The organism is Neobacillus nitrireducens (genome assembly GCF_030915405.1).
Lineage (GTDB): Bacteria > Bacillota > Bacilli > Bacillales > Cytobacillaceae > Neobacillus.
In genome coordinates this window covers 4,830,610-4,849,750 of sequence record NZ_CP133262.1, presented here as the reverse complement: position 1 = coordinate 4,849,750, position 19,141 = coordinate 4,830,610, and the positions used below count along the sequence as shown (strand labels likewise).

Here is a 19,141-nt window from a genome sequence, read left to right as displayed (position 1 = left end):
TAATTACTCCCTATTCTAAGATATTTTCAAGTCCATAAACAAATGTATTTTGTGTCATTACAGTCTCCACTGCCACTTTTACACCTGACATAAAAGAGCCACGATGATATGAATCATGCCTGATTGTGAGTGTTTGACCATCAGAACCAAATAACACTTGTTGATGTGCGACTAGTCCGGGTAAGCGAACCGAGTGAATATGCATGCCGTTGAACCTTGCCCCTCGCGCCCCTTGGATTGTTTCTTTTTCATTTGGGTGTCCTTGGTTTTTTTCCTCTCGAACAGCTGAAATCATTTCAGCTGTTTTTACAGCTGTCCCCGAAGGAGCATCCAGTTTTTGATCGTGATGCAATTCAATAATTTCGATATCGTTAAAATACTTCGCAGCCATTTGTGAAAATTTCATCATTAACACCGCACCAATAGCAAAATTAGGTGCAATAATACATCCTAGTTTTTTTTCCTGACAAATCCGTTCTAATTCTTCTAAATCGCTTGTGGTAAAACCAGTGGTTCCAACTACTGGACGCACATTGTAGGCAAGTGCAGTTTTTGCATGGTGCATGCCTACTTCTGGTGTAGTAAGGTCAATTAGTACATCCGCATGAACATTTTGCAGACATGTTTCGATATTTGAATAAACAGGTACATTATGTATTGAATGAAAGCCTTCCAAATCGCTAAGCATCATTCCATCATATTTATGATCGACTACAGCTGAAAGTTCAAAATGATCCTGATTGGTTACCAATTTTACAGCTTCACTACCCATTCGGCCACGGGGTCCAGCGATGATAATTTTAATTTGTTCCACAATCCTCACTCCATTTTTTCATCATTAATTCTTGTCCAACGATTTTTGTCCCTAGTCTTAAATTTTTCCATTACATAATCATGTGCATCTTCTAAGCTGATATTTAAAGAGTTTGCAAAACAAATTAAAACAAATAAAAGATCACCAAGTTCTTCCTCAATTGCTTTTTCAGTTTCACTAGTTTTTTTGGGTTTCTCTCCATAATAATGGTTTATTTCTCGAGCAAATTCCCCTAGTTCCTCTGTAAGTCTTGCAAGCATTGCCAGCGGACTGAAATAACCCTCTTTAAATTGACTAATGTACAAATCCACTTCATGTTGAAGGTCATTCATCGTCTTTTCTTTGGACATGGATTTCACCTCATTAATCAGACTGATCATTATATTCATATCTTTATCCAATGTTTATGTTAGCTAAATTAACGATGATTTACAAATATTTTCACAAATAACCTGCTCTTTTTAACTACTGATTGCTCTATCATTTTTAATTCGATATAATAAAAGCCGCCATATAAGAGAATTTATGGTAGAGGGGGATTATTAATGTTACATGGTCTTAAGGTTAAAAACATATTATTTATCCTAATAGGAGCCGCAATTATGTCGTTTGGCCTAGTCAATTTTAATATGCAAAACAAACTGGCAGAAGGCGGATTTACAGGTATCGCACTCCTATTTTATTTCTTGTTCAAATGGGATCCATCCTATACGAATTTATTTTTAAATATTCCTCTTTTTTTATTGGATGGAAATTATTAGGACGAAATACTTTTTTATATACAATAATAGGAACAGTCGGTGTATCGATTTTTTTATGGATATTTCAACGCTATTCAATTGATATGCCACTACAAAGTGATTTAACATTGGCCGCATTATTTGCCGGAGTTCTTACAGGGATTGGTTTGGGAGTGATCTTCCGCTTTGGAGGAACAACTGGAGGAGTCGATATTATCGCCAGACTTGTTCAAAAATATGCAGGCTGGAATATGGGGAAAACAATGTTCATGTTTGATGCGTGTGTAATTGCCTTATCTTTGGTTACATACTTAAATTATAAACAGGCCATGTATACACTAGTAGCTGTGTTTATTGGTGCGAGAGTCATTGACTTCATTTTAGAGGGTGCTTATTCAGCACGTGGAGCGATGATCATTTCGGAAAGGAACGAACAAATTGCCACTAAGATCATGGAAGAAATGGACCGAGGAGTAACGGCCTTAAGAGGATATGGCTCATACACTAAAAGTGAGCGTGATGTCTTATATTGTGTTGTCGCTAAAAATGAAATTGTCCGTTTAAAAAATGTCATAACTTCAGTAGACCCCCATGCATTTGTTTCTATCACGATTGTCCATGACGTCCATGGAGAAGGTTTCACATTGGATGAGAATAAAATGCCGTTAATAGACTAATGAAGCAATGTCCGCATTGGACATTGCTCTTTTTGTTCTATTCAATCTTTTTTGTCTCTTGAACGGTCTTTTTCCAAGTTCTTATCACCTTGATATTTTCTCCAGCCAACGTAGGACAAGGTCATAATGATTATACTTCCCGTCGAGATAATAACCCACCAAATGTTTGGATCCGCCTCATCCTCCTCCATGTTAGAGAATAGATTAGCTAAATCAGAATCAAGTTTATCCAATTCCTGTTGACTTTTTGAATCATTTACCACTTGGGAACGATATTCATTAATAAAATCAATCCGTGCGTCTAATTTTTGAACATTTTCTACGGACACATCAATTTTCATACTAGGATAGATTACATTATATAAGGATAAAAAGGAATTAAAATTTGAATGAAAATGACCGGAATCACCCTTAATGGCAGCATCTTTTGCTTGATGAAATGCCGTCATAATTTGATCTTCCATTTCAACCCACAATGGTTGATGATTTGTTGCAATGGCATCAATGACAAGGCGAAATTTGACTAATTTATTTATTCGTTCCTCATATTTCATGTTGGAACTAACCGCTGCTTCCATTGCTTCATCATGGGAGGTATTTATTATTCTCACCTCATCCATTGTTAAGGGCTGTTCATTACCGGTAATGCTCGTGAACTGGTCAGTAAAATAATCCAGCAGTCTTTTTGCATCATCATATCTATGAAACTTTACCATTTGGAGAGCTTCATCTGAGATATCATCAAGCTTCTCCATTGGCGATTGTTGTTCAGCATTAACAGATATGGGAGTTAGCATTATGATCATTGCAAAGAAAAATATCCATTTGTTTTTCAATCCTTGTCCCCCCTTTCATTACTAATAAAATGTATGTAGGGATGGACAAGGTTAGACCATCTAAGATTATTTTATTTCAAGTTTGAAACGATTAGGCCGAATTGAAAAATAATAGGCAATACCAATGGAAAGAATCGAAAGCCAGAATGTGAAATAGCCGATTTGTGGTGTGTAGCGATCTAGCATGGAATAGCTCGGCAACATGAAAAACACATAATCAATTACGTCATTATGTAATGTCCAAATAGCTGTTACAATTAAGTGCCACCATTTAAATCGATAAAATGGTGCAAAAAGAATACCTTGAACAGCCATGGCAAAATGGGACAAGATTAACATATAACCAGCCGAATCTAGCTCTCCTTGGACAAAATAGACAAGTAAGTTCATTACCACTGCCCAAATTCCATATTTAAAAAGTGTTACCACAGCAAGTGCCTCAATTAAAGGCCAATTTTTCCGCAATAGGAAGGCAATCAGCACAAATACAAAAAATAAACTAGCTGTTGGGCTGTCAGGGACAAACGGAAGGAAAATAGCTGGTGTCTCCTTTAGCTGCCAACCATACCAATAGTATCCATAGATGGTTCCGAATATATTAACAACTAATAACAGCATCAAAATTGACCGATGAGCCAAGAGAGGATAAATCCAACGCACGTATACTCCCCTTTCATAAACATAATAGTTTTCCATGAAGAAAAAAGCTGACGATCCCCGTCAGCTTTTCAATATTTCGTTTATTACTTACCAAGGCCTGAGATAAATTCAGATAGTGTTTTAAGTTCTTCGTCTGTCCCTTTGAAGATTCCGGCTGGCATTTTACCGCCTTTACCCTCTTTGGCAATCTTAGCAATTTCCTCTGGTTTTAGGCCTGTACCAACTAGTGCGGGTGCACCGGCACCGCCTGAAAGGTTTTCACCATGACAGGTAAGACATGTATTGGCACTAGCTATTTTATAGCCTGGACTTGATTTATCAATATCTACCTTCGCAACAATTTTACCTTGGCGTTCAGCAGCTGCCCAGTCATGTGTCGCAACAGATTGATAAGTTAAATATACGGTGGCTGCTAATGCCAAAAGCATAGCTCCAGTTGCAACCGGGCGCTTCATTGCACGGCGTTCCGGACCATTATCCAGGAACGGAGCTAATAATAACCCTCCAAAAGCAAGTCCTGGTATGATCATTGCTCCGATTACAGTGTAAGGACCAGATGCGTAAGTGTATTTCAATAATTGATACAAAAATAAGAAATACCAGTCTGGTAATGGAATGTACCCAGTATCGGTTGGGTCCGCTATCCTTTCAAGCGGGGCCGGATGGGCAACTGTTAAACATAAAAAGCCGACAAGAAATACAGCTCCTATCATCCATTCTTTCAAAAGGAAGTTAGGCCAGAACGCCTCTGTTTTACCAGGGTATTCAGAGTAATCTTTCGGAATCATTTTTTTTCGTTCAGAAGGCGCTAAAACACGTGAATCACCAACGAACTTTAATCCTTTACCGCGATGCATCGAACAATCCCCCTCCTTTTTCCGTAGTTAGCAGAAAACTTCGATTATTATATAAAGCCGTTTTTTATAGTGGTCCGGAAATACCTTGTTTACGGATCATTATGAAGTGAGCTCCCATTAAACCAAGCAATGCACCTGGTAGGAAGAACACATGGATTGCGAAGAAACGGGTTAATGTTTGTGCACCAACAATATGTTCATGTCCTGCTAGCAATACTTTAACCTGAGTACCAATAAATGGCGTTGCTTCGGCAATCTGTAGACCTACTTTTGTTGCAAATAACGCTTTCATATCCCATGGTAATAAGTATCCCGTAAAACCTAAACCTAGCATAACGAAGAAAATAAGAACTCCGACGACCCAATTCAATTCACGAGGTTTTTTGTAGGCACCTTGGAAAAAGACGCGTAGTGTATGTAAGAACATCATAACAAGTACTAAACTTGCACCCCAGTGATGCATTCCACGTACAATTTGTCCAAATGCAACTTCATTTTGAAGATAATACACAGATTCCCAAGCATTCTTAATATCAGGTACATAGTACATGGTTAGAAACATACCTGAGAGAATTTGAATTACAGTTACGAAGAATGTAAGACCTCCAAAGCAATACACAAACGCTGAAAAGTGATGCGCCGGATTAACATGCTCAGGTACTTCATGGTCTGCGATATCGCGCCACAAAGGCGTAATATCTAAACGTTCATCTACCCAGTCGTAAATTTTGTTTAACATAGTTACGCCTCCTTCCGTGGTTTAGCTTTACCAAGATAAAGATAACCATCTTTTTCCTTGAATGGATATACATCAAGTGGTGCTAATGGTGGTGTTCCTGCAATGTTCTGCCCATTTTTCTCGTAGCGACCATAATGGCACGGACAGAAGAATTGACCCGGATGTTCCTTGTCAGTATTCCAGTTAACCGTACAGCCTAAATGTTTACAAGTAGGCGAAAGGGCTACAATTTTACCCGCATCATCCTTATAAACCCAGGCAATATTCGTTACTTCTGACTCATACCAGGCATCCTTTTGTTTAAAGGTAAAATCAACTTTAACCGGATCTTTTGTTAAATCAGCAACCTTTTGCTTTGTAGCAACAAAATCACCGCCTTCTTCAGCCTTTAAAACAGGATCAACTGCAAAACGTACCATTGGCATTAACATTCCGGCTGCCATGAATCCGCCTACCCCTGTTAATGTATAGCTTAAAAATTGACGTCTTGAAACGCGTTGCTTACTCATGCTTATCCCCCCTCTATTCACGAAGTTAAGTCCAACGGACATAAATTAAACACATATAAAACTAGGACATAACAATGATATATCAATCTTCAAGTTAGGTCAATATCATACTATTTTAAAAACATGATTTCTAGACGGTTTTACACATTTTCATGCCATTTTTGCGTAAACAGACCAAGGAGTTGCTTTACTTGACTATCAATAATCGCCACTTTTTGAGAATCGTTCATATGCTCAAGCGGAATAGCCGGAAGCCAAATTAACGTTCCTTTTAGTTCTTTTTCACGATCTCTCCAATCAATGTCTGAAGTTATGTAAAAAATGTGATGAATCTCCCCCTTTACTAGGCTAGCTTCCCAATCTTTCAAATCACTTAAGGTTCTATCGCCATTTTTGGAATTTAGATATGTAAATGGCGGGAATAGTAATAATCTTCCCGTAAATTGCCTCTCTAAATACCCTGTTAACAAATTAATAAACTCAGCTGCTGCCGCTGACTGCTTCATTTCCTCCCCAATAGAAACTGAAAATAACGGAATCACAGCAGTGTCTACATACTCTTTGGCATTTAAATACGTCTCAATATCTTGAGGTGTCCACTTCATATCATTGCACCAACCTTTAATTTCACTACTAATATAATATCATTTTCTCCGTAAACAATAAAAGATAAAGAGGAATATTTAAAAAAAAAGAAAAGCGCAAGCGCCCTGTTCAGCGGCGTATGGCCTGGAGCGCTCCAACTGAGATAAAGGAAACACGAAGAGCGTAGCGATTCGATGTTGACTTATCGTAGGGCGGAGAGCGAAGGACACTAGCCGCTAGGGGGCTGGAGCTGGACAATTTTCAAAGTCGAAATTTATTAAAAAAAACAAAAGGAAGCTGCTTATCGCAAACTTCCTTTTTCTTCAAAGGTTTTCAGTGTATTTAATTTTTGTGTTAATGCTAGGAATTCTGTTCGATCCTGTTTATCTAATGCCTCATCAATCAACTGAAGAATTTTTTCACGTTGAAAGTGATCAATGCTGTGCTGCAACAATTGTTCTGCAACGATGCCATCTTTTTCATTCACTTGCAAATGTTTTGGAACGTATAAATTTTCTTCTAGAACCGCAGCATACTGGTGTGCTTGATTGGCAGCATGAAAGTTTAATTGGATAAAAATATCCTCGTCTCGATTTAACCGAATATCATGAAAGGACTTTTCTGCGTCCGTGGTCATCACATTTTCTTTATAAAAACGAAATGGCACTTTATCAACGCAATGTGTAGACATAATTAAACCTCTCGGACAATACTGTGCTTGCTCAACAAAATGAACCTTTTCCATTAGTTGATCGTGGCTCATTAGATAGTTGAGGATCCAGACACATTCTCTTCTCTTTAATTGGTAATGATTTAGAAACCAGCGAATAAAGTCCTTCTTCTCGTTGACAGAAACAGGGGTTGCCATGGTAGTTTCCCTCCTCTGCAGAATCAGCTTTTTTAATTTTTCAACCCTGTAAGACGTTCAAGTAAATCCAAATACTCGACGTTTGTTGGATCTTCAATAAGTAGTTGTTTAAAAATTTCGGCGGCTTGGTCGGTTTTTCCTTCTTCAATCAAAAAATAACCGTAATCATTTAAAAAAGTTTCATTTTTCTTAAAAAAAGTATATGCACTTTCATATTTGTCTAATGCGTAAGAAAATTCCTCTAACTTTTGAAAGCTACGTGCAGAATCCCATAAAAGCTGCGGTTCTTCATCTTCCTTAATATCAAGCTCGGAAATTAACTCAATGATATCCTCATATCTTTCTTGGAGAAAAAAGAGCTTATTTAATGTTAGTGCCGCTTCTGCAAATCCCGGATCAAGGGCAAGTGCCTCACGAAAATACTTTTCTCCTTCCTCCACTTTCCCTAATTTAATGGCAATTTTCCCGCCAAAGTAAAATAAGTCTTTATTAAATTCATCTTGTTTTATGCCTTCTTGAATGGTGAGTAAACTATTCTCAAGCTCTTCCTCCCGTTCATAAGCTAGCGCAAGATGTAAATAAAGTGAATGATATTCAGGGTCAAGCTCTTTTAATTCAATAAACTTTTCTATGGCAGTTCGATTATACCCGGCCTGCAATGCTGTAAATGCGTATCCGAATAATGTGTTAATTTCTAGTTTTTCATTTATTGCCTTATCGTAATAGACCAGGGCTTCCTCAAACATTCCAGATGCACTTAAGAGATCTGCAATCCGTTGGTCAATATTTACTCCTGCTATTTCATTTACTTCTTTTAAAACCTTTTCATATGCATCTAACGCCTTGGTTATTTCACCTTGTTCACTGTAAAGTTCACCTAATGCAAAATCTATGATTACTTCATCCGGCAATAACTCCTTTGCCTTTAGAAGCTTCCGTTCACAAACCTCATATAATCCCTGAACCTGATATAAATCTGCTAACAATAGTAATGATTGGCCAAAGTTTGCGTCATGTTCTGAGATCCTTTCAAGAACAAGTATCGCTTCTTCATCCTCCCCGGCCTCAACTAATATTTCACCTAGCAGAACAAGGAGCTCACCTTCCTCAGGAAATATCACAAGTAAATTTTCAATTAATGCTTTAGCCTCATCCAGAAAACCGTATTGATACAGTTCTTCGCCCAGCAGGAATTTTTCATCTGGCTTTCCGCTTTGTAATACCTCATTATATTCATTTAAGGCTTCCTTATGTTGGCCATTTTCTAACATGTTAATAATTTTATTAACTCTTTCCATTGACACTTACCTCTCGTTCTCCTAGATAGACAGAGAAAAAAATGAGGGGGTTCTCACCCGAACAAATTCTCCATTTCCAGGTTTAAATATCACGTTTTCCCCTGCACGTACCACCGTCCCCTTGTGGACGGTCACCATGAGTCTATTACTATGATAATGAAATAAATTCAATTCATCAATATTCATGATCTCATTTGTTTTTGAGTATAGATTATAACTTACCTCAGTTCCACTCATTAAACTTGCTTTTTGTGGGTATAAGCCGATTTTATTTAATACAGGAATAGTCAATGGGAGGTTTTCTTCAATTTCCTCATAAAGAGCCGGGATGTTTTCTCTTTTCATGATACTATTCCATTTCGACAAAACACTCTTCACTTCCTTCTTCTGAACGGAAGAATTTATTGGAATTAACGGACTATTAAATGGAAACATAGCTTCTCTTATCCAGCCCCATGGTATTTTTTCCAATTCATGGACGTTTTGCAGATCCACAAAAATAGCTGGTATTTTTTCTTTCTTACATTTCCTAATAAACGACTGGGTTATCAAGTGAATGGGTATTCTTACCCCAATCAAATAGTCAATCGGACTGCTAAAGAGAGCTGTTTTTAATGCGGTAATTTTTGTAGTTAATTCATTTTCGTAGGAAACATTTACATAGGTAAATAAGGTGGTACATCCTTTCATCAAAAATTCCTTGATTAGACATTTTTTTAGTTCTTGAAAGGATTTCATTTGTGGAATTGTTGAGTTAAAAAGGACATATGTCGGGGTCATTATATATGGACCTGCATTCATTTTTATCAGCTGATAATGACTAAAATGAGAATCAATTTTAGCAATGCGGTTCTTAGAAATTAATAGGGAACATGTTTTCAATTGCTTGTCTTTAAGGAGATTGGCATTTTCAATGATATACATCGTCCACCACCTTTTTTCTTTCGTGTTAAACTTTATTTCCTTTGTACAAGCTATGAATAAACCCTAAAAATTATGACATTTAGGCAAAATCTATATCGTTAATAAATAAAAAAAGCTGCATTAAAACGCAGCTTTACTTAATGAGGCTGTTTAAATGTTCGAAGAAGTTAGGGTAGGAAACTGAAATCGCTTCGTGATTCTCTAGTTTGGCTTCATTTTGACATAGGAGTGCCGCGATGGCCAGCATCATTCCTATTCGGTGATCGCCATGACTCGAAACAGTTCCCCCGCTTAAATCAGATTTTCCATATATGATCATTCCATCTTCAGTTGCTTCGATTTTTGCACCTAATTCTTTTAGCTCATGAACAACTGTATCGATCCGATTGGTTTCCTTTACTTTTAATTCTTCAGCATCTTTAATTATGGTTGTACCTTCAGCTTGGGTTGCTAATAGGGCAATAATCGGAATTTCATCAATTAATTTTGGAATTAAATCTCCTTCAATAACTGTTCCTTTAAGTTTTGAAGTTTTGATGATGAGCTCACCAGATGGTTCAAATGATTCTTTATCGTTTTGGATAATTTCTAAGTTTGCACCCATCTTTTTCATGACATCGATAATTCCCGTTCTTGTAGGATTTAACCCGACATCCTTCAGGACAATTTCACTTTCTGGGATAATTGCTCCGGCTACGAGGAAGAACGCAGCAGATGAAATGTCCCCGGGAACCTGAATCGTTGTGCCCGTTAGTTTTTGACCGCCCTTAACAATTATCTTTTGGTTATCCTTATGGATTTCCCCACCAAATCTTCTAATCATTCTTTCTGTATGGTCACGGGTTTCTTCTGGCTCGATAATCGTACTTTGTCCTTCTGCTTGTAGTCCCGCTAAGATAATAGCGGATTTTACTTGCGCACTAGCAACTGGCAGACGGTAGTTAATCGGTTGTAAGCCACCACCACGGAGGGAAATAGGCGTGAAGGAACCATTTTTCCGTCCATCTATTCGCGCACCCATTTCAGTTAAAGGGTTCGTTACCCTTGTCATTGGCCTTTTTCCGATGGACTCATCGCCGACAAGTGATGAGAAAAAAGGTCTTCCGGCAAGTATCCCCATTAATAAACGGATAGTTGTTCCTGAATTACCAACATCTAATACTTCAGTTGGTTCTGTTAATCCATCAAATCCTTTTCCGATAATGCGAAGTTGATTATCAGTTTCGTCAATCGTAACACCTAGTTTTCGAAAGCATGAAATCGTACTTAAGCAATCCTCTCCAGGCAAGAAATTAGTTACCTTGGTTTCACCGTGTGCGATTGAACCAAACATAACCGATCGATGCGAAATCGATTTATCCCCTGGTATTGTTATCTTACCATTTAGACCTTTTATGTTAGTTTTAAGATTTAAAGACGTCATTAAAAATCACCTTTTATTCATATCATTTTAGGAACCAATAGATGTTGCATAATTGGAATAAGTGCTAATACATCGTTCAGCTTTTTGTCGATCCTCTTCTGTTTGAAAACTAATAACTAAAACTCCAATAATATCTTCACGTGTTTCTAGAATTCGAATATTTGTGATACTAATAGCTTCCTTCGCTAAATAGCCGGTAATTTCCGAAATCACACCTGGGTAATCTGGTATATCGACAAATAAATCATAAAATGCCGGAATCGCACCTTTTTCTTTCATCGGTAAGCCATCACGGTATTGTTTTGCCTGCTGAAAATAGTTGTAAATCGCAGAACTATTTTCATTTTCAAGCATCGTTTTAACTTTATTCATTTCTTCTTGCCATTGATCTAGTAATTCAATTAATATTTCACGATTATGCAAGAGGATATCCTTCCACATCACAGGACTGCTTGATGCAATCCTAGTAATATCCCTAAACCCGCCTGCTGCTAAACGTGGAATAAGGCTTTCTTCTTCTGCAAGTTTTTCAGTTTGGCGTACTATAGAAGCCGCGATGATATGAGGAAAGTGGCTGACAATCCCTGTGAGATAGTCATGATTTTTTGGAGTAATCGTTAAAAACTTGGCATGGGTCCCTTTTAACCATGTTATTAATAATTCTACCTTTGTATTTTCTATATGTTCTTGTGGTGTTAACAGGTAAAATGCATTTTCAAATAGTATTTCCTTGGCTGCAGATACACCGCTTTTATGCGAACCTGCCATTGGGTGCCCGCCAATAAAGGTAATTCCCCGATTCTTTAAGATATGTGCAGTTCCAACAATTTTGCTTTTTGTGCTGCCTGTATCTGTCACGATTACCTCTGGATTGAGAGGGAGTGTGGCAAGGAACTGAATAATTTCCTCTGTTTCATTCACCGGTGCAGAAATAATGATTAAATCAGCATCCATTGCACCACTGTAGATATTTTCTGCTATTTCATCTATGACTCCAAGCATCTTTGCAAGCCTTGCTTGTTCACTATTAATATCAAATCCAATAATAGTAGCATCCTCATGTTCCTTTTTAATACAAAGGGCAAGAGAACCGCCGATTAATCCTAAGCCAATTACAAAAACTCGGCCTTTCATTGAAAACTCCCCCTAAACAACAAAGCACCACTCTGTTTTACTTTTGTGCTAAAAATTCTCCTAATGCTTTTAGGACACCTTCATTTTGTTCAAAGGAGCCTACGGTAATTCTTACAGCTGTAGGAAAACCAAGCGCTTTTCCGGAGCGAACGATATATCCTTTCTCCAATAAAGATTGGAAAACCTGATCCCCATCAATTTTACAATCAATTAATATAAAATTTGTTTGAGATGGATAAAACTCGAGTTGATATTGGCGACAAAATTCATAAAATTGTTCAAGACCCTGCCTATTTTTTTCTTTGCAGATATTGATAAAATTCTGATCCTTTATTGCCGCTGACGCTGCTAATTGACCTAATGAGTTAACATTAAACGGTTCCCTCGCAGGCTCCAGCGCTTTAATAATAGTACGATGGGCAACCCCATATCCGATTCTTAAGGCAGCCAAACCATATATTTTAGAAAAGGTTCTTAAGACAATTAAATTTTCATATTTTGAAGCTATTTTAACCGAATCATAGTAATCATCAGCGACAACATATTCATAGTAGGCTTCATCCAAAACAACGAGAATATCTGATGGGACTTTATCTAGAAATGCTATTAATTTACTTTCTGATATATATGTACCTGTAGGGTTATTAGGGCTGCAGAGCCAAATAACATTGGTCTGTTCATCAATAGCTGCAAACATTGCTTCTAAATCATGATCTCCATTTATTAGCGGGACTTCCTTTATAATTGCCCCTTCGATCACAGCATTATGCTTATACTGTGAAAAGGAAGGCGTTGCCATAACTGTACTAGCATTTGGATGTAAGAGTGCCCTTGAAATAATTTGGATCAGATTATCTGAACCATTTCCAAAAATTAATTCTTCCTCGTCAACCTGTAAAAATGAGGCAAGTGTCTCTCTTAAAGTAGTGGCATATCCATCTGGATAAATAGCCAAACTTGTTTGATTCAATTGAAGTGCCGTCATCACCTGTTCTGAACATCCAAAAGGATTTTCATTTGATGCCAGCTTAACAATTTGGTCAAGTTTATATTGCTTCTTTACTGCCTCTATTGATTTCCCTGGTTGATAAGGAGTCAGCGTTAATAACTGCTCTTTCCATCTCATGCTCATTCTCTCCATTCTTGTAATCTTGGACTAACATTCATTCAAAAATGAATCTCACATTACGTTAAACTATTGCGGAGGTCAGGTCTAAGGACCTGAGCCCCTTTTAAATATACATGGTTAATTTCATCTTGAGACTTTGCAGTATTTACATGCATCATGATTCTAACACACATGGTTAAAGAATTAGGGACAGGTATTTCCTGCATACACATGACGGGAACGTAGGTCCAGCCCTCAAATTTACGCAATGCTCTCGCTGGGAATACCGCATTAATGTCCTCGGTTGTCGAAATGAAAACGGAGGCAACTAAATCTGGTTGAATCTGATTTTCTTCGATTATTTTTTTCAGCAGTTCTTCTGTGGCAGTGACAATTTCTTCCTCGGTGTTCTGATTAACTGTGATTGCTCCCCTCATCCCTCTAATCAAGAATAAGCCCCCCTTTTAAAAACTATTTAACTGGTCTAATAAAACTGGTTCCGATACTTCCTTTAGGATTGGTAGCCCTAATTGTTCTAGTAATACGAATCGAATCGAGTGTTGAACAGATTTTTTATCCTGCTTCATTTTATTGATTAACTTTTCATAAACTAGATTGTCAGGTATTTTCGATTCATACCCAAGTCCTTCGATCCAATCGATAAATTCTTCTATATTGAAAGAAAGCCCAAGTAATTGTTTACTAACTTTTAAAGCAAATATCATACCTATCATAACTGCTTCACCATGAGTAAAGTTACCATAACCCATTTCTGATTCAATGGCATGACCTAACGTATGTCCTAAGTTCAAGTATGCTCGAATTCCTGTTTCTTTTTCATCCTGACCAACAATTTTCCCCTTGACCTTTATCCCTCTTATTAAGGACTCAGATAACAGCTCCATTGGTAAGGTTTGAAGGTCTTCCACATTGTTTTTCAGCCAATCAAAAAAATCGGAATCATCAATAAGTGCATGTTTAATAACCTCAGCAAATCCCGAACGAATTTCATGTGCGGGAAGTGTTTTTAAGAATTCTAAATCATAAAAGACTGCTTCAGGTTGATGGAAAGCTCCGATCATATTTTTCCCAAGCGGATGATTAATTGCTACCTTTCCGCCAACGGCACTATCATGAGCTAAAATGGTTGTTGGGACTTGTATAAATGGTATCCCTCTCATGAAGGAGGCTGCGACAAATCCTGACAAATCCCCAACCGCACCACCTCCAAAAGAGAGAATGACAGATTTCCGATCCAGTCGGTTTTCAAGCGCAGTTGAAAGAGCAGCATAATAAACCTCAAAGGTTTTTGCTTTTTCGCCACTAGGAGCAGTAAAGATTACGGGGTCAAATGATTTAAGTTCTATCAACAATTTTTCCAAATGTAGTTTAGCAACTGTTTCATCTGTAATAATTAATATTCTGGTTAGACCCGAAAAATGATTGACCAAAAAAGTGCCCAGTTCTTTACGTACCCCCTCCCCCACAAAGACATTATAGTTTTTTGACTCTGTTTGGATATGAATGGTTTCCATTAAAACTCCCTCGCATATTCTCTCTGCCTTTTTATTTCATCAGCAAAAGCCTCAAAACGGTCGCTGTAAAATTGTTCAATCAAAGCATTTGCTAGTTCCCAAGCAACCGCATGCTCGGCAACCACCGCAGCAGCAGGGACAGCACAACTGTCTGAGCGTTCAACGCTCGCAGCAAAAGGCTCTTTAGACTCAATATCTACGCTCATTAAAGGTTTATATAAGGTTGGAATTGGTTTCATCACACCTCTGATAACAATCGGCATACCTGTCGTCATACCACCTTCAAAGCCACCAAGTCGATTGCTCTTGCGATAGTAACCTTTTTCCTGATCCCAGGCTATCTCATCATGAACTTCGCTCCCCGGCTTCCTTGCAGCTTCAAATCCAATGCCGATTTCTACCCCTTTAAACGCATTTATGCTCATTATAGCGGCTGCTAATTTTCCATCCAATTTACGATCATAGTGAACGTAACTACCAACACCAACAGGCATACCCATGGCAATCACTTCCACAACACCGCCAATCGAATCCCCATTTTTCTTCGCTTCATCAATGGCAGCCTTCATATCCTCTTCCACAGTTGGGTCAGCACATCGAACAGGCGAATTCTCTGTCATGTCTTTTAATGCTTCAAAAGAAATGGAGGGATCGACATTCGCTTTAATTCCGCCTATTTCAACGACATGGGCAACTAGTTCAACGCCTACTAATGATAAAAGCTGCTTGGCAATAGCACCTGCAGCGACTCTTACAGTTGTTTCGCGGGCAGAAGAGCGCTCAAGGACGTTTCTCATATCCCTGTGCCCATATTTAATTGCTCCATTTAGATCAGCATGACCTGGACGAGCACGAGTTACCTTACGTTTAACCTCATCCTCCTGGCCTTCCTCTAGGGGCTCTGCTCCCATAATATTGGTCCAGTGCTTCCAGTCATTGTTATGTACGACTAACGCAATGGGAGAGCCAAGTGTGTAACCGTGCCGGACTCCCGAAACGATTTGGGCTGTATCCTTTTCAATTTGCATTCTTCTTCCGCGTCCATACCCTTTTTGTCTTCTGGATAATTCATTATTTATATCTTCTAATAATAATGGCATTCCAGCAGGGAGACCTTCTACTATTGTTGTTAATTGCGGTCCATGGGATTCTCCTGCTGTTAGGTATCTCATTCCCATACTCTTTCCCCCTTCAACTCATTAAAGAATTTTTTTATCAATATACCATATTGAACAAAATAAACATAGTATAACTATTCAGAAAATAGAGTTATATTTTTGATAACAATATAAAAAGGCACTTGTATAATTGCTATACAAGTGCCTCGCTTTAGTAGGATTAATAAATCCATTCGTTAACTAATTTGTTGTACTCTACCACACCAGAATCTTTAAAAAATAAGCCAATTTCACGTTCTGCACTTGCAGGTGAATCGGAGCCGTGAATAACATTTTTACCAACAGTTAATCCGAAATCACCGCGAATTGTACCTGAAGCTGCATCCTTTGGATTGGTAGCACCCATCATTTGACGGGCAGTAGCGATGACATTCTCACCTTGCCAGACCATTGCAAAAACTGGACCAGAAGTGATGAAATCGACTAATTCACCGAAGAATGGACGTTCCTTGTGCTCACCATAATGTTCTTCAGCAAGTTCGCTTTGAATGTTCATTAATTTTGCCCCGACCAATTGAAAGCCCTTTCTTTCAAAACGTGAAACGATTTCACCAATAAGGTTACGCTGTACTCCATCTGGCTTTACCATTAAAAATGTTTTTTCCATGAATTCCACTCCTAAAAATTAATAATTATGTATATTGATTGTTTAGAATCAATTCATGAAAAATATTATCATTTTTTTGAATATTTAACAAGTTGTTTAGAATTTTCTTCTTCCAATTACTTTTGCAATATCATTGAGTGTCTTTTTTGCTTTATTCCCTGGTAACCCATTTAATTCCGCTAAAGCTTTTTGCAGATAAAGATCGCTCAGTGTGAATGACTTTTCTATTGCTCCTGATTGTTTAATTAACGAAATAATCTTTGTTACTTCAGCAGGTTCCATTTTCTCATGGACCTTTTCAATTTCTTTCCGGATAACATTATTTTCCATCGCATAAAGGGCTGGGGCGGTTACATTTCCCTGCAATAAATCTCCACCCGCAGGCTTCCCTAGTTCCTTCTCAGTTGAAGTAAAATCTAAAATATCATCAATTATTTGATAAGACATGCCGACGTAATAACCGAATCGATAAAGTTTTTTATGAATGGACTCTTCAACATCTGCAGCTATCGCTCCTAATTGGCAGCTAACGGCAATTAATAGGGCGGTTTTTCTTTTAATTCTCCGCAGATAGTCCCGAAGATTTTGATTAAAGCGGTATTTATCTTTAATTTGTTGGATTTCGCCTACTGAAACTTCAACAATTGTATTTGCTAAAATTTTATGGGCAAGCGGGTTTCCGATATTAGTCATCAATTCAATCGCAAGAGCAAAAACAAAATCACCGGTGTACATAGCAATCTTGTTATCCCATTTCGATTTCACTGTCGGTTGACCACGGCGAAGATCAGCATCGTCTATCACATCATCATGGACAAGTGAGGCCATATGAATTAATTCAAGTGCCACGGCTACATTCTTCATCACATGTATATCATAATTACCAAATTTACCTGCAAGCAAAACAAATACAGGACGAATTCTTTTTCCGCCGGCTTGTAATGTATGCATAGACGCTTTCCTTAGGAGAAGGGAATCTGCCTCTATTGTCTCTTCTAACTTTTTTTCTATCAAGTTAATATCCGAATTTAAAAATGAATACATCATTTTTAATTTCATTTGAATTCACCCAGCTTTTCATCCTGTCTTCAAGTTCCATTAATTAGTTCTTTTTACCAATATGAACAGCTGCAGCACCGCCGCTGTATGGCCTGTATTTCACATCTTTGAAGCCGGCTTGCTCAAACATCTTAGCTAACTCCCTCATTCCCGGAAAGTCACGAGCGGACTCATGGAGCCAAGCATATTCACGATAGCTCTTTGCAAGCAATTTACCAAACATCGGCATAATAAAACGAAAATAAAAATAATAGAGCTGTTTATAGCCAATAAGTGTAGGTTGTGATGTTTCTAAACATACTGCGATTCCACCCGGCTTTACTACACGGTGCATTTCTTTTAATACTTGAAGATAATCCGGGACATTCCTTAAACCAAAGCCAATTGTGACATAATCAAAACTATTATCTGGAAAAGGGAGTTCCATGGCGTTACCATGTATTAATTTAACCTGGTTTAAGCCTAGGTCTTTAACCTTTTCAATGCCAACATTGAGCATATTTTGGCTAAAGTCCAACCCAGTAACTTCACCTGTTGGACCGACTGCCTCAGCTAAGGCGATTGTCCAATCAGCAGTACCACAGCAAACATCGAGAGCTTTTGAACCTGGCTGTACATTCATTTTTTTCATCGTGTCTTTTCGCCACTTGATATGCTGTTGAAAGCTGATAACAGAATTCATTTTATCGTAGTTATCAGATATCTTTTCAAACACATGGTGAACTCGCTGTTCTTTCGATTCCTGCATGTTGTTATTACCCTTCTTCCACAAAAGTTTTTGCATTTGGCTGGTATTGGCTTAAGATTGAAAGAATCCTACTTTCAAGTAATTCATTCAAATAGGGCAACTGCACTATCCCCTTTTCGATAACCTTTTTTGACCTTTCGAGATATTGGTCGCAACACAGAAATAAGTGACTTTGCTGTTCCTTTGACAACTCAATCACTTTATTATTATTGATTGGGAAAATAATTGATTTCAGGGCCTCGAATAAAACCGAACTGCCTGTTTGTATAAATTGACTCTTTTCATGGAGTAAACGTTTAAATAAAAGCAGGTTTCCTATAAAATCATTCCATAAATCTACTTTGAAATATTCGGAGAGATGGGCAAGTAAGGAACTTTCAATGAGCCCAATCCTTGTCATAAGTTCTTCAATCTCTTGAATCTCTTTTTGATAGACAGAAATTTTGTTTTCATTAACCTCTTTAATTCCTCTAGAAAGTACCTTGATCATCTTTATTTCTTCCGAATCTGCTAGAAGCTTATAATATAATCCACTAAAATAATCACCAGCTAGAACAGTTAATTGTCGATTTTTTTCCTCTACCGATGCATTTGATATATGTTCATGAGTATCAAGGGCGATTTGAATTAGCATCGTTGATAAGGCGTAGTTCTGCATATCACTGTATGACAATTCGAGGCGGTCCATTATTGAGACAAGAATAAGCAGTTTATCTTCATCAATAATCGGAATTTCAATATATTTAAGCAAGTATGGGTCACAAACTCTTTTTTCGACCTGCTCTCTAATATTTGTGAATTTTTGTCGAATGTCCAGCAATTTAATCACCCTTGCTTCCCCG

The 19,141-nt window shown here is 37.8% G+C and carries 21 protein-coding genes and 1 pseudogene; 1 reads left to right on the top strand and 21 read right to left on the bottom strand.

Going from position 1 to position 19,141, the window contains the following annotated elements:
* Window positions 1-10: 10 nt before the first annotated feature.
* Both dapB and RCG22_RS23755 read right to left on the bottom strand, forming a co-directional pair.
* Window positions 11-814, bottom strand: coding sequence for a 4-hydroxy-tetrahydrodipicolinate reductase (gene dapB, locus RCG22_RS23760; RefSeq protein WP_308104955.1), 804 nt, complete (start codon window positions 812-814; stop codon window positions 11-13).
* Window positions 815-819: 5 nt separating this feature from the next.
* Window positions 820-1,164 carry a nucleotide pyrophosphohydrolase gene (locus RCG22_RS23755; protein ID WP_308104954.1) on the bottom strand — a complete coding sequence of 115 codons (345 nt, stop codon included), beginning with the start codon at window positions 1,162-1,164 and terminating at the stop codon, window positions 820-822.
* Between the two features lie 195 nt (window positions 1,165-1,359).
* On the opposite strand from RCG22_RS23755, the pseudogene RCG22_RS23750 reads away from it, so the two are divergent.
* Window positions 1,360-2,231: pseudogene (locus tag RCG22_RS23750) on the top strand (YitT family protein).
* Window positions 2,232-2,272: 41 nt separating this feature from the next.
* On the opposite strand, the gene ypjB reads toward RCG22_RS23750, so the two are convergent.
* The 19 genes from ypjB to RCG22_RS23655 form a co-directional block, all read right to left on the bottom strand.
* Window positions 2,273-3,067: a sporulation protein YpjB gene (gene ypjB, locus RCG22_RS23745; RefSeq protein ID WP_308104953.1), complete on the bottom strand. Its 795-nt coding sequence runs from the start codon at window positions 3,065-3,067 to the stop codon at window positions 2,273-2,275.
* 66 nt (window positions 3,068-3,133) lie between these two features.
* The gene (gene lhaT / locus RCG22_RS23740) at window positions 3,134-3,727 is read right to left on the bottom strand and encodes a lipoprotein heptaprenylglyceryl N-acetyltransferase LhaT (RefSeq protein ID WP_308104952.1); all 594 of its coding nucleotides are present in this window, start codon (window positions 3,725-3,727) and stop codon (window positions 3,134-3,136) included.
* Between the two features lie 83 nt (window positions 3,728-3,810).
* Window positions 3,811-4,584, bottom strand: a complete 774-nt coding sequence (locus tag RCG22_RS23735) for a menaquinol-cytochrome c reductase cytochrome b/c subunit (protein WP_308104951.1) — start codon at window positions 4,582-4,584, stop codon at window positions 3,811-3,813.
* 64 nt (window positions 4,585-4,648) lie between these two features.
* Window positions 4,649-5,323 (bottom strand): menaquinol-cytochrome c reductase cytochrome b subunit, encoded by a 675-nt coding sequence (gene qcrB / locus RCG22_RS23730; protein WP_098261630.1) that lies wholly within the window; start codon window positions 5,321-5,323, stop codon window positions 4,649-4,651.
* Window positions 5,324-5,325: 2 nt separating this feature from the next.
* On the bottom strand, window positions 5,326-5,832 hold the full coding sequence (locus RCG22_RS23725; protein ID WP_098261631.1) for a QcrA and Rieske domain-containing protein: 507 nt from the start codon (window positions 5,830-5,832) through the stop codon (window positions 5,326-5,328).
* Between the two features lie 140 nt (window positions 5,833-5,972).
* Window positions 5,973-6,437 carry a YpiF family protein gene (locus tag RCG22_RS23720; RefSeq protein WP_308104950.1) on the bottom strand — a complete coding sequence of 155 codons (465 nt, stop codon included), beginning with the start codon at window positions 6,435-6,437 and terminating at the stop codon, window positions 5,973-5,975.
* Between the two features lie 281 nt (window positions 6,438-6,718).
* On the bottom strand, window positions 6,719-7,285 hold the full coding sequence (locus RCG22_RS23715) for a ReoY family proteolytic degradation factor (RefSeq protein ID WP_308104949.1): 567 nt from the start codon (window positions 7,283-7,285) through the stop codon (window positions 6,719-6,721).
* Window positions 7,286-7,317: 32 nt separating this feature from the next.
* Window positions 7,318-8,583 (bottom strand): tetratricopeptide repeat protein, encoded by a 1,266-nt coding sequence (locus RCG22_RS23710; RefSeq protein WP_098261634.1) that lies wholly within the window; start codon window positions 8,581-8,583, stop codon window positions 7,318-7,320.
* 21 nt (window positions 8,584-8,604) lie between these two features.
* Window positions 8,605-9,507, bottom strand: coding sequence for a hypothetical protein (locus tag RCG22_RS23705; RefSeq protein ID WP_308104948.1), 903 nt, complete (start codon window positions 9,505-9,507; stop codon window positions 8,605-8,607).
* 133 nt (window positions 9,508-9,640) lie between these two features.
* Entirely contained in the window at window positions 9,641-10,930 is a 1,290-nt protein-coding gene (gene aroA, locus RCG22_RS23700; protein ID WP_308104947.1) for a 3-phosphoshikimate 1-carboxyvinyltransferase, read from the bottom strand.
* 27 nt (window positions 10,931-10,957) lie between these two features.
* Window positions 10,958-12,064 carry a prephenate dehydrogenase gene (locus RCG22_RS23695; protein WP_308104946.1) on the bottom strand — a complete coding sequence of 369 codons (1,107 nt, stop codon included), beginning with the start codon at window positions 12,062-12,064 and terminating at the stop codon, window positions 10,958-10,960.
* Window positions 12,065-12,101: 37 nt separating this feature from the next.
* Window positions 12,102-13,190 carry a histidinol-phosphate transaminase gene (gene hisC, locus RCG22_RS23690; protein ID WP_308104945.1) on the bottom strand — a complete coding sequence of 363 codons (1,089 nt, stop codon included), beginning with the start codon at window positions 13,188-13,190 and terminating at the stop codon, window positions 12,102-12,104.
* A 59-nt stretch (window positions 13,191-13,249) separates the two neighbouring features.
* The gene (aroH, locus tag RCG22_RS23685; RefSeq protein ID WP_308104944.1) at window positions 13,250-13,621 is read right to left on the bottom strand and encodes a chorismate mutase; all 372 of its coding nucleotides are present in this window, start codon (window positions 13,619-13,621) and stop codon (window positions 13,250-13,252) included.
* A gap of 15 nt (window positions 13,622-13,636) precedes the next feature.
* A complete protein-coding gene (gene aroB / locus RCG22_RS23680) occupies window positions 13,637-14,707 on the bottom strand; it encodes a 3-dehydroquinate synthase (protein WP_098261640.1) in 1,071 nt (356 codons plus the stop codon).
* On the bottom strand, window positions 14,707-15,879 hold the full coding sequence (aroC, locus tag RCG22_RS23675) for a chorismate synthase (protein ID WP_308107235.1): 1,173 nt from the start codon (window positions 15,877-15,879) through the stop codon (window positions 14,707-14,709). Before aroC ends, aroB begins: the two co-directional genes overlap by 1 nt.
* 166 nt (window positions 15,880-16,045) lie before the next feature.
* Window positions 16,046-16,492 (bottom strand): nucleoside-diphosphate kinase, encoded by a 447-nt coding sequence (gene ndk / locus RCG22_RS23670; RefSeq protein ID WP_308104943.1) that lies wholly within the window; start codon window positions 16,490-16,492, stop codon window positions 16,046-16,048.
* A gap of 96 nt (window positions 16,493-16,588) precedes the next feature.
* Entirely contained in the window at window positions 16,589-17,551 is a 963-nt protein-coding gene (gene hepT / locus RCG22_RS23665) for a heptaprenyl diphosphate synthase component II (protein WP_308104942.1), read from the bottom strand.
* Window positions 17,552-17,594: 43 nt separating this feature from the next.
* A complete protein-coding gene (locus RCG22_RS23660; protein ID WP_098261643.1) occupies window positions 17,595-18,299 on the bottom strand; it encodes a demethylmenaquinone methyltransferase in 705 nt (234 codons plus the stop codon).
* Window positions 18,300-18,306: 7 nt separating this feature from the next.
* Complete coding sequence (locus tag RCG22_RS23655; protein ID WP_308104941.1) at window positions 18,307-19,128, bottom strand: heptaprenyl diphosphate synthase component 1; 822 nt, start codon at window positions 19,126-19,128, stop codon at window positions 18,307-18,309.
* Window positions 19,129-19,141: the final 13 nt, after the last annotated feature.

What these genes read in the sequence shown, in the direction of transcription:
- RCG22_RS23755 (WP_308104954.1), bottom strand. Translation starts at nt 1,164, where the DNA reads ATGTCCAAAGAAAAGACGATGAATGACCTTCAACATGAAGTGGATTTG.
- RCG22_RS23735 (WP_308104951.1), bottom strand. Translation starts at nt 4,584, where the DNA reads ATGCATCGCGGTAAAGGATTAAAGTTCGTTGGTGATTCACGTGTTTTA.
- qcrB (WP_098261630.1), bottom strand. Translation starts at nt 5,323, where the DNA reads ATGTTAAACAAAATTTACGACTGGGTAGATGAACGTTTAGATATTACG.
- RCG22_RS23725 (WP_098261631.1), bottom strand. Translation starts at nt 5,832, where the DNA reads ATGAGTAAGCAACGCGTTTCAAGACGTCAATTTTTAAGCTATACATTA.
- RCG22_RS23720 (WP_308104950.1), bottom strand. Translation starts at nt 6,437, where the DNA reads ATGAAGTGGACACCTCAAGATATTGAGACGTATTTAAATGCCAAAGAG.
- RCG22_RS23715 (WP_308104949.1), bottom strand. Translation starts at nt 7,285, where the DNA reads ATGGCAACCCCTGTTTCTGTCAACGAGAAGAAGGACTTTATTCGCTGG.
- RCG22_RS23710 (WP_098261634.1), bottom strand. Translation starts at nt 8,583, where the DNA reads ATGGAAAGAGTTAATAAAATTATTAACATGTTAGAAAATGGCCAACAT.
- RCG22_RS23705 (WP_308104948.1), bottom strand. Translation starts at nt 9,507, where the DNA reads ATGTATATCATTGAAAATGCCAATCTCCTTAAAGACAAGCAATTGAAA.
- aroA (WP_308104947.1), bottom strand. Translation starts at nt 10,930, where the DNA reads ATGACGTCTTTAAATCTTAAAACTAACATAAAAGGTCTAAATGGTAAG.
- RCG22_RS23695 (WP_308104946.1), bottom strand. Translation starts at nt 12,064, where the DNA reads ATGAAAGGCCGAGTTTTTGTAATTGGCTTAGGATTAATCGGCGGTTCT.
- hisC (WP_308104945.1), bottom strand. Translation starts at nt 13,190, where the DNA reads ATGAGATGGAAAGAGCAGTTATTAACGCTGACTCCTTATCAACCAGGG.
- aroB (WP_098261640.1), bottom strand. Translation starts at nt 14,707, where the DNA reads ATGGAAACCATTCATATCCAAACAGAGTCAAAAAACTATAATGTCTTT.
- aroC (WP_308107235.1), bottom strand. Translation starts at nt 15,879, where the DNA reads ATGAGATACCTAACAGCAGGAGAATCCCATGGACCGCAATTAACAACA.
- ndk (WP_308104943.1), bottom strand. Translation starts at nt 16,492, where the DNA reads ATGGAAAAAACATTTTTAATGGTAAAGCCAGATGGAGTACAGCGTAAC.
- hepT (WP_308104942.1), bottom strand. Translation starts at nt 17,551, where the DNA reads ATGAAATTAAAAATGATGTATTCATTTTTAAATTCGGATATTAACTTG.
- RCG22_RS23660 (WP_098261643.1), bottom strand. Translation starts at nt 18,299, where the DNA reads ATGCAGGAATCGAAAGAACAGCGAGTTCACCATGTGTTTGAAAAGATA.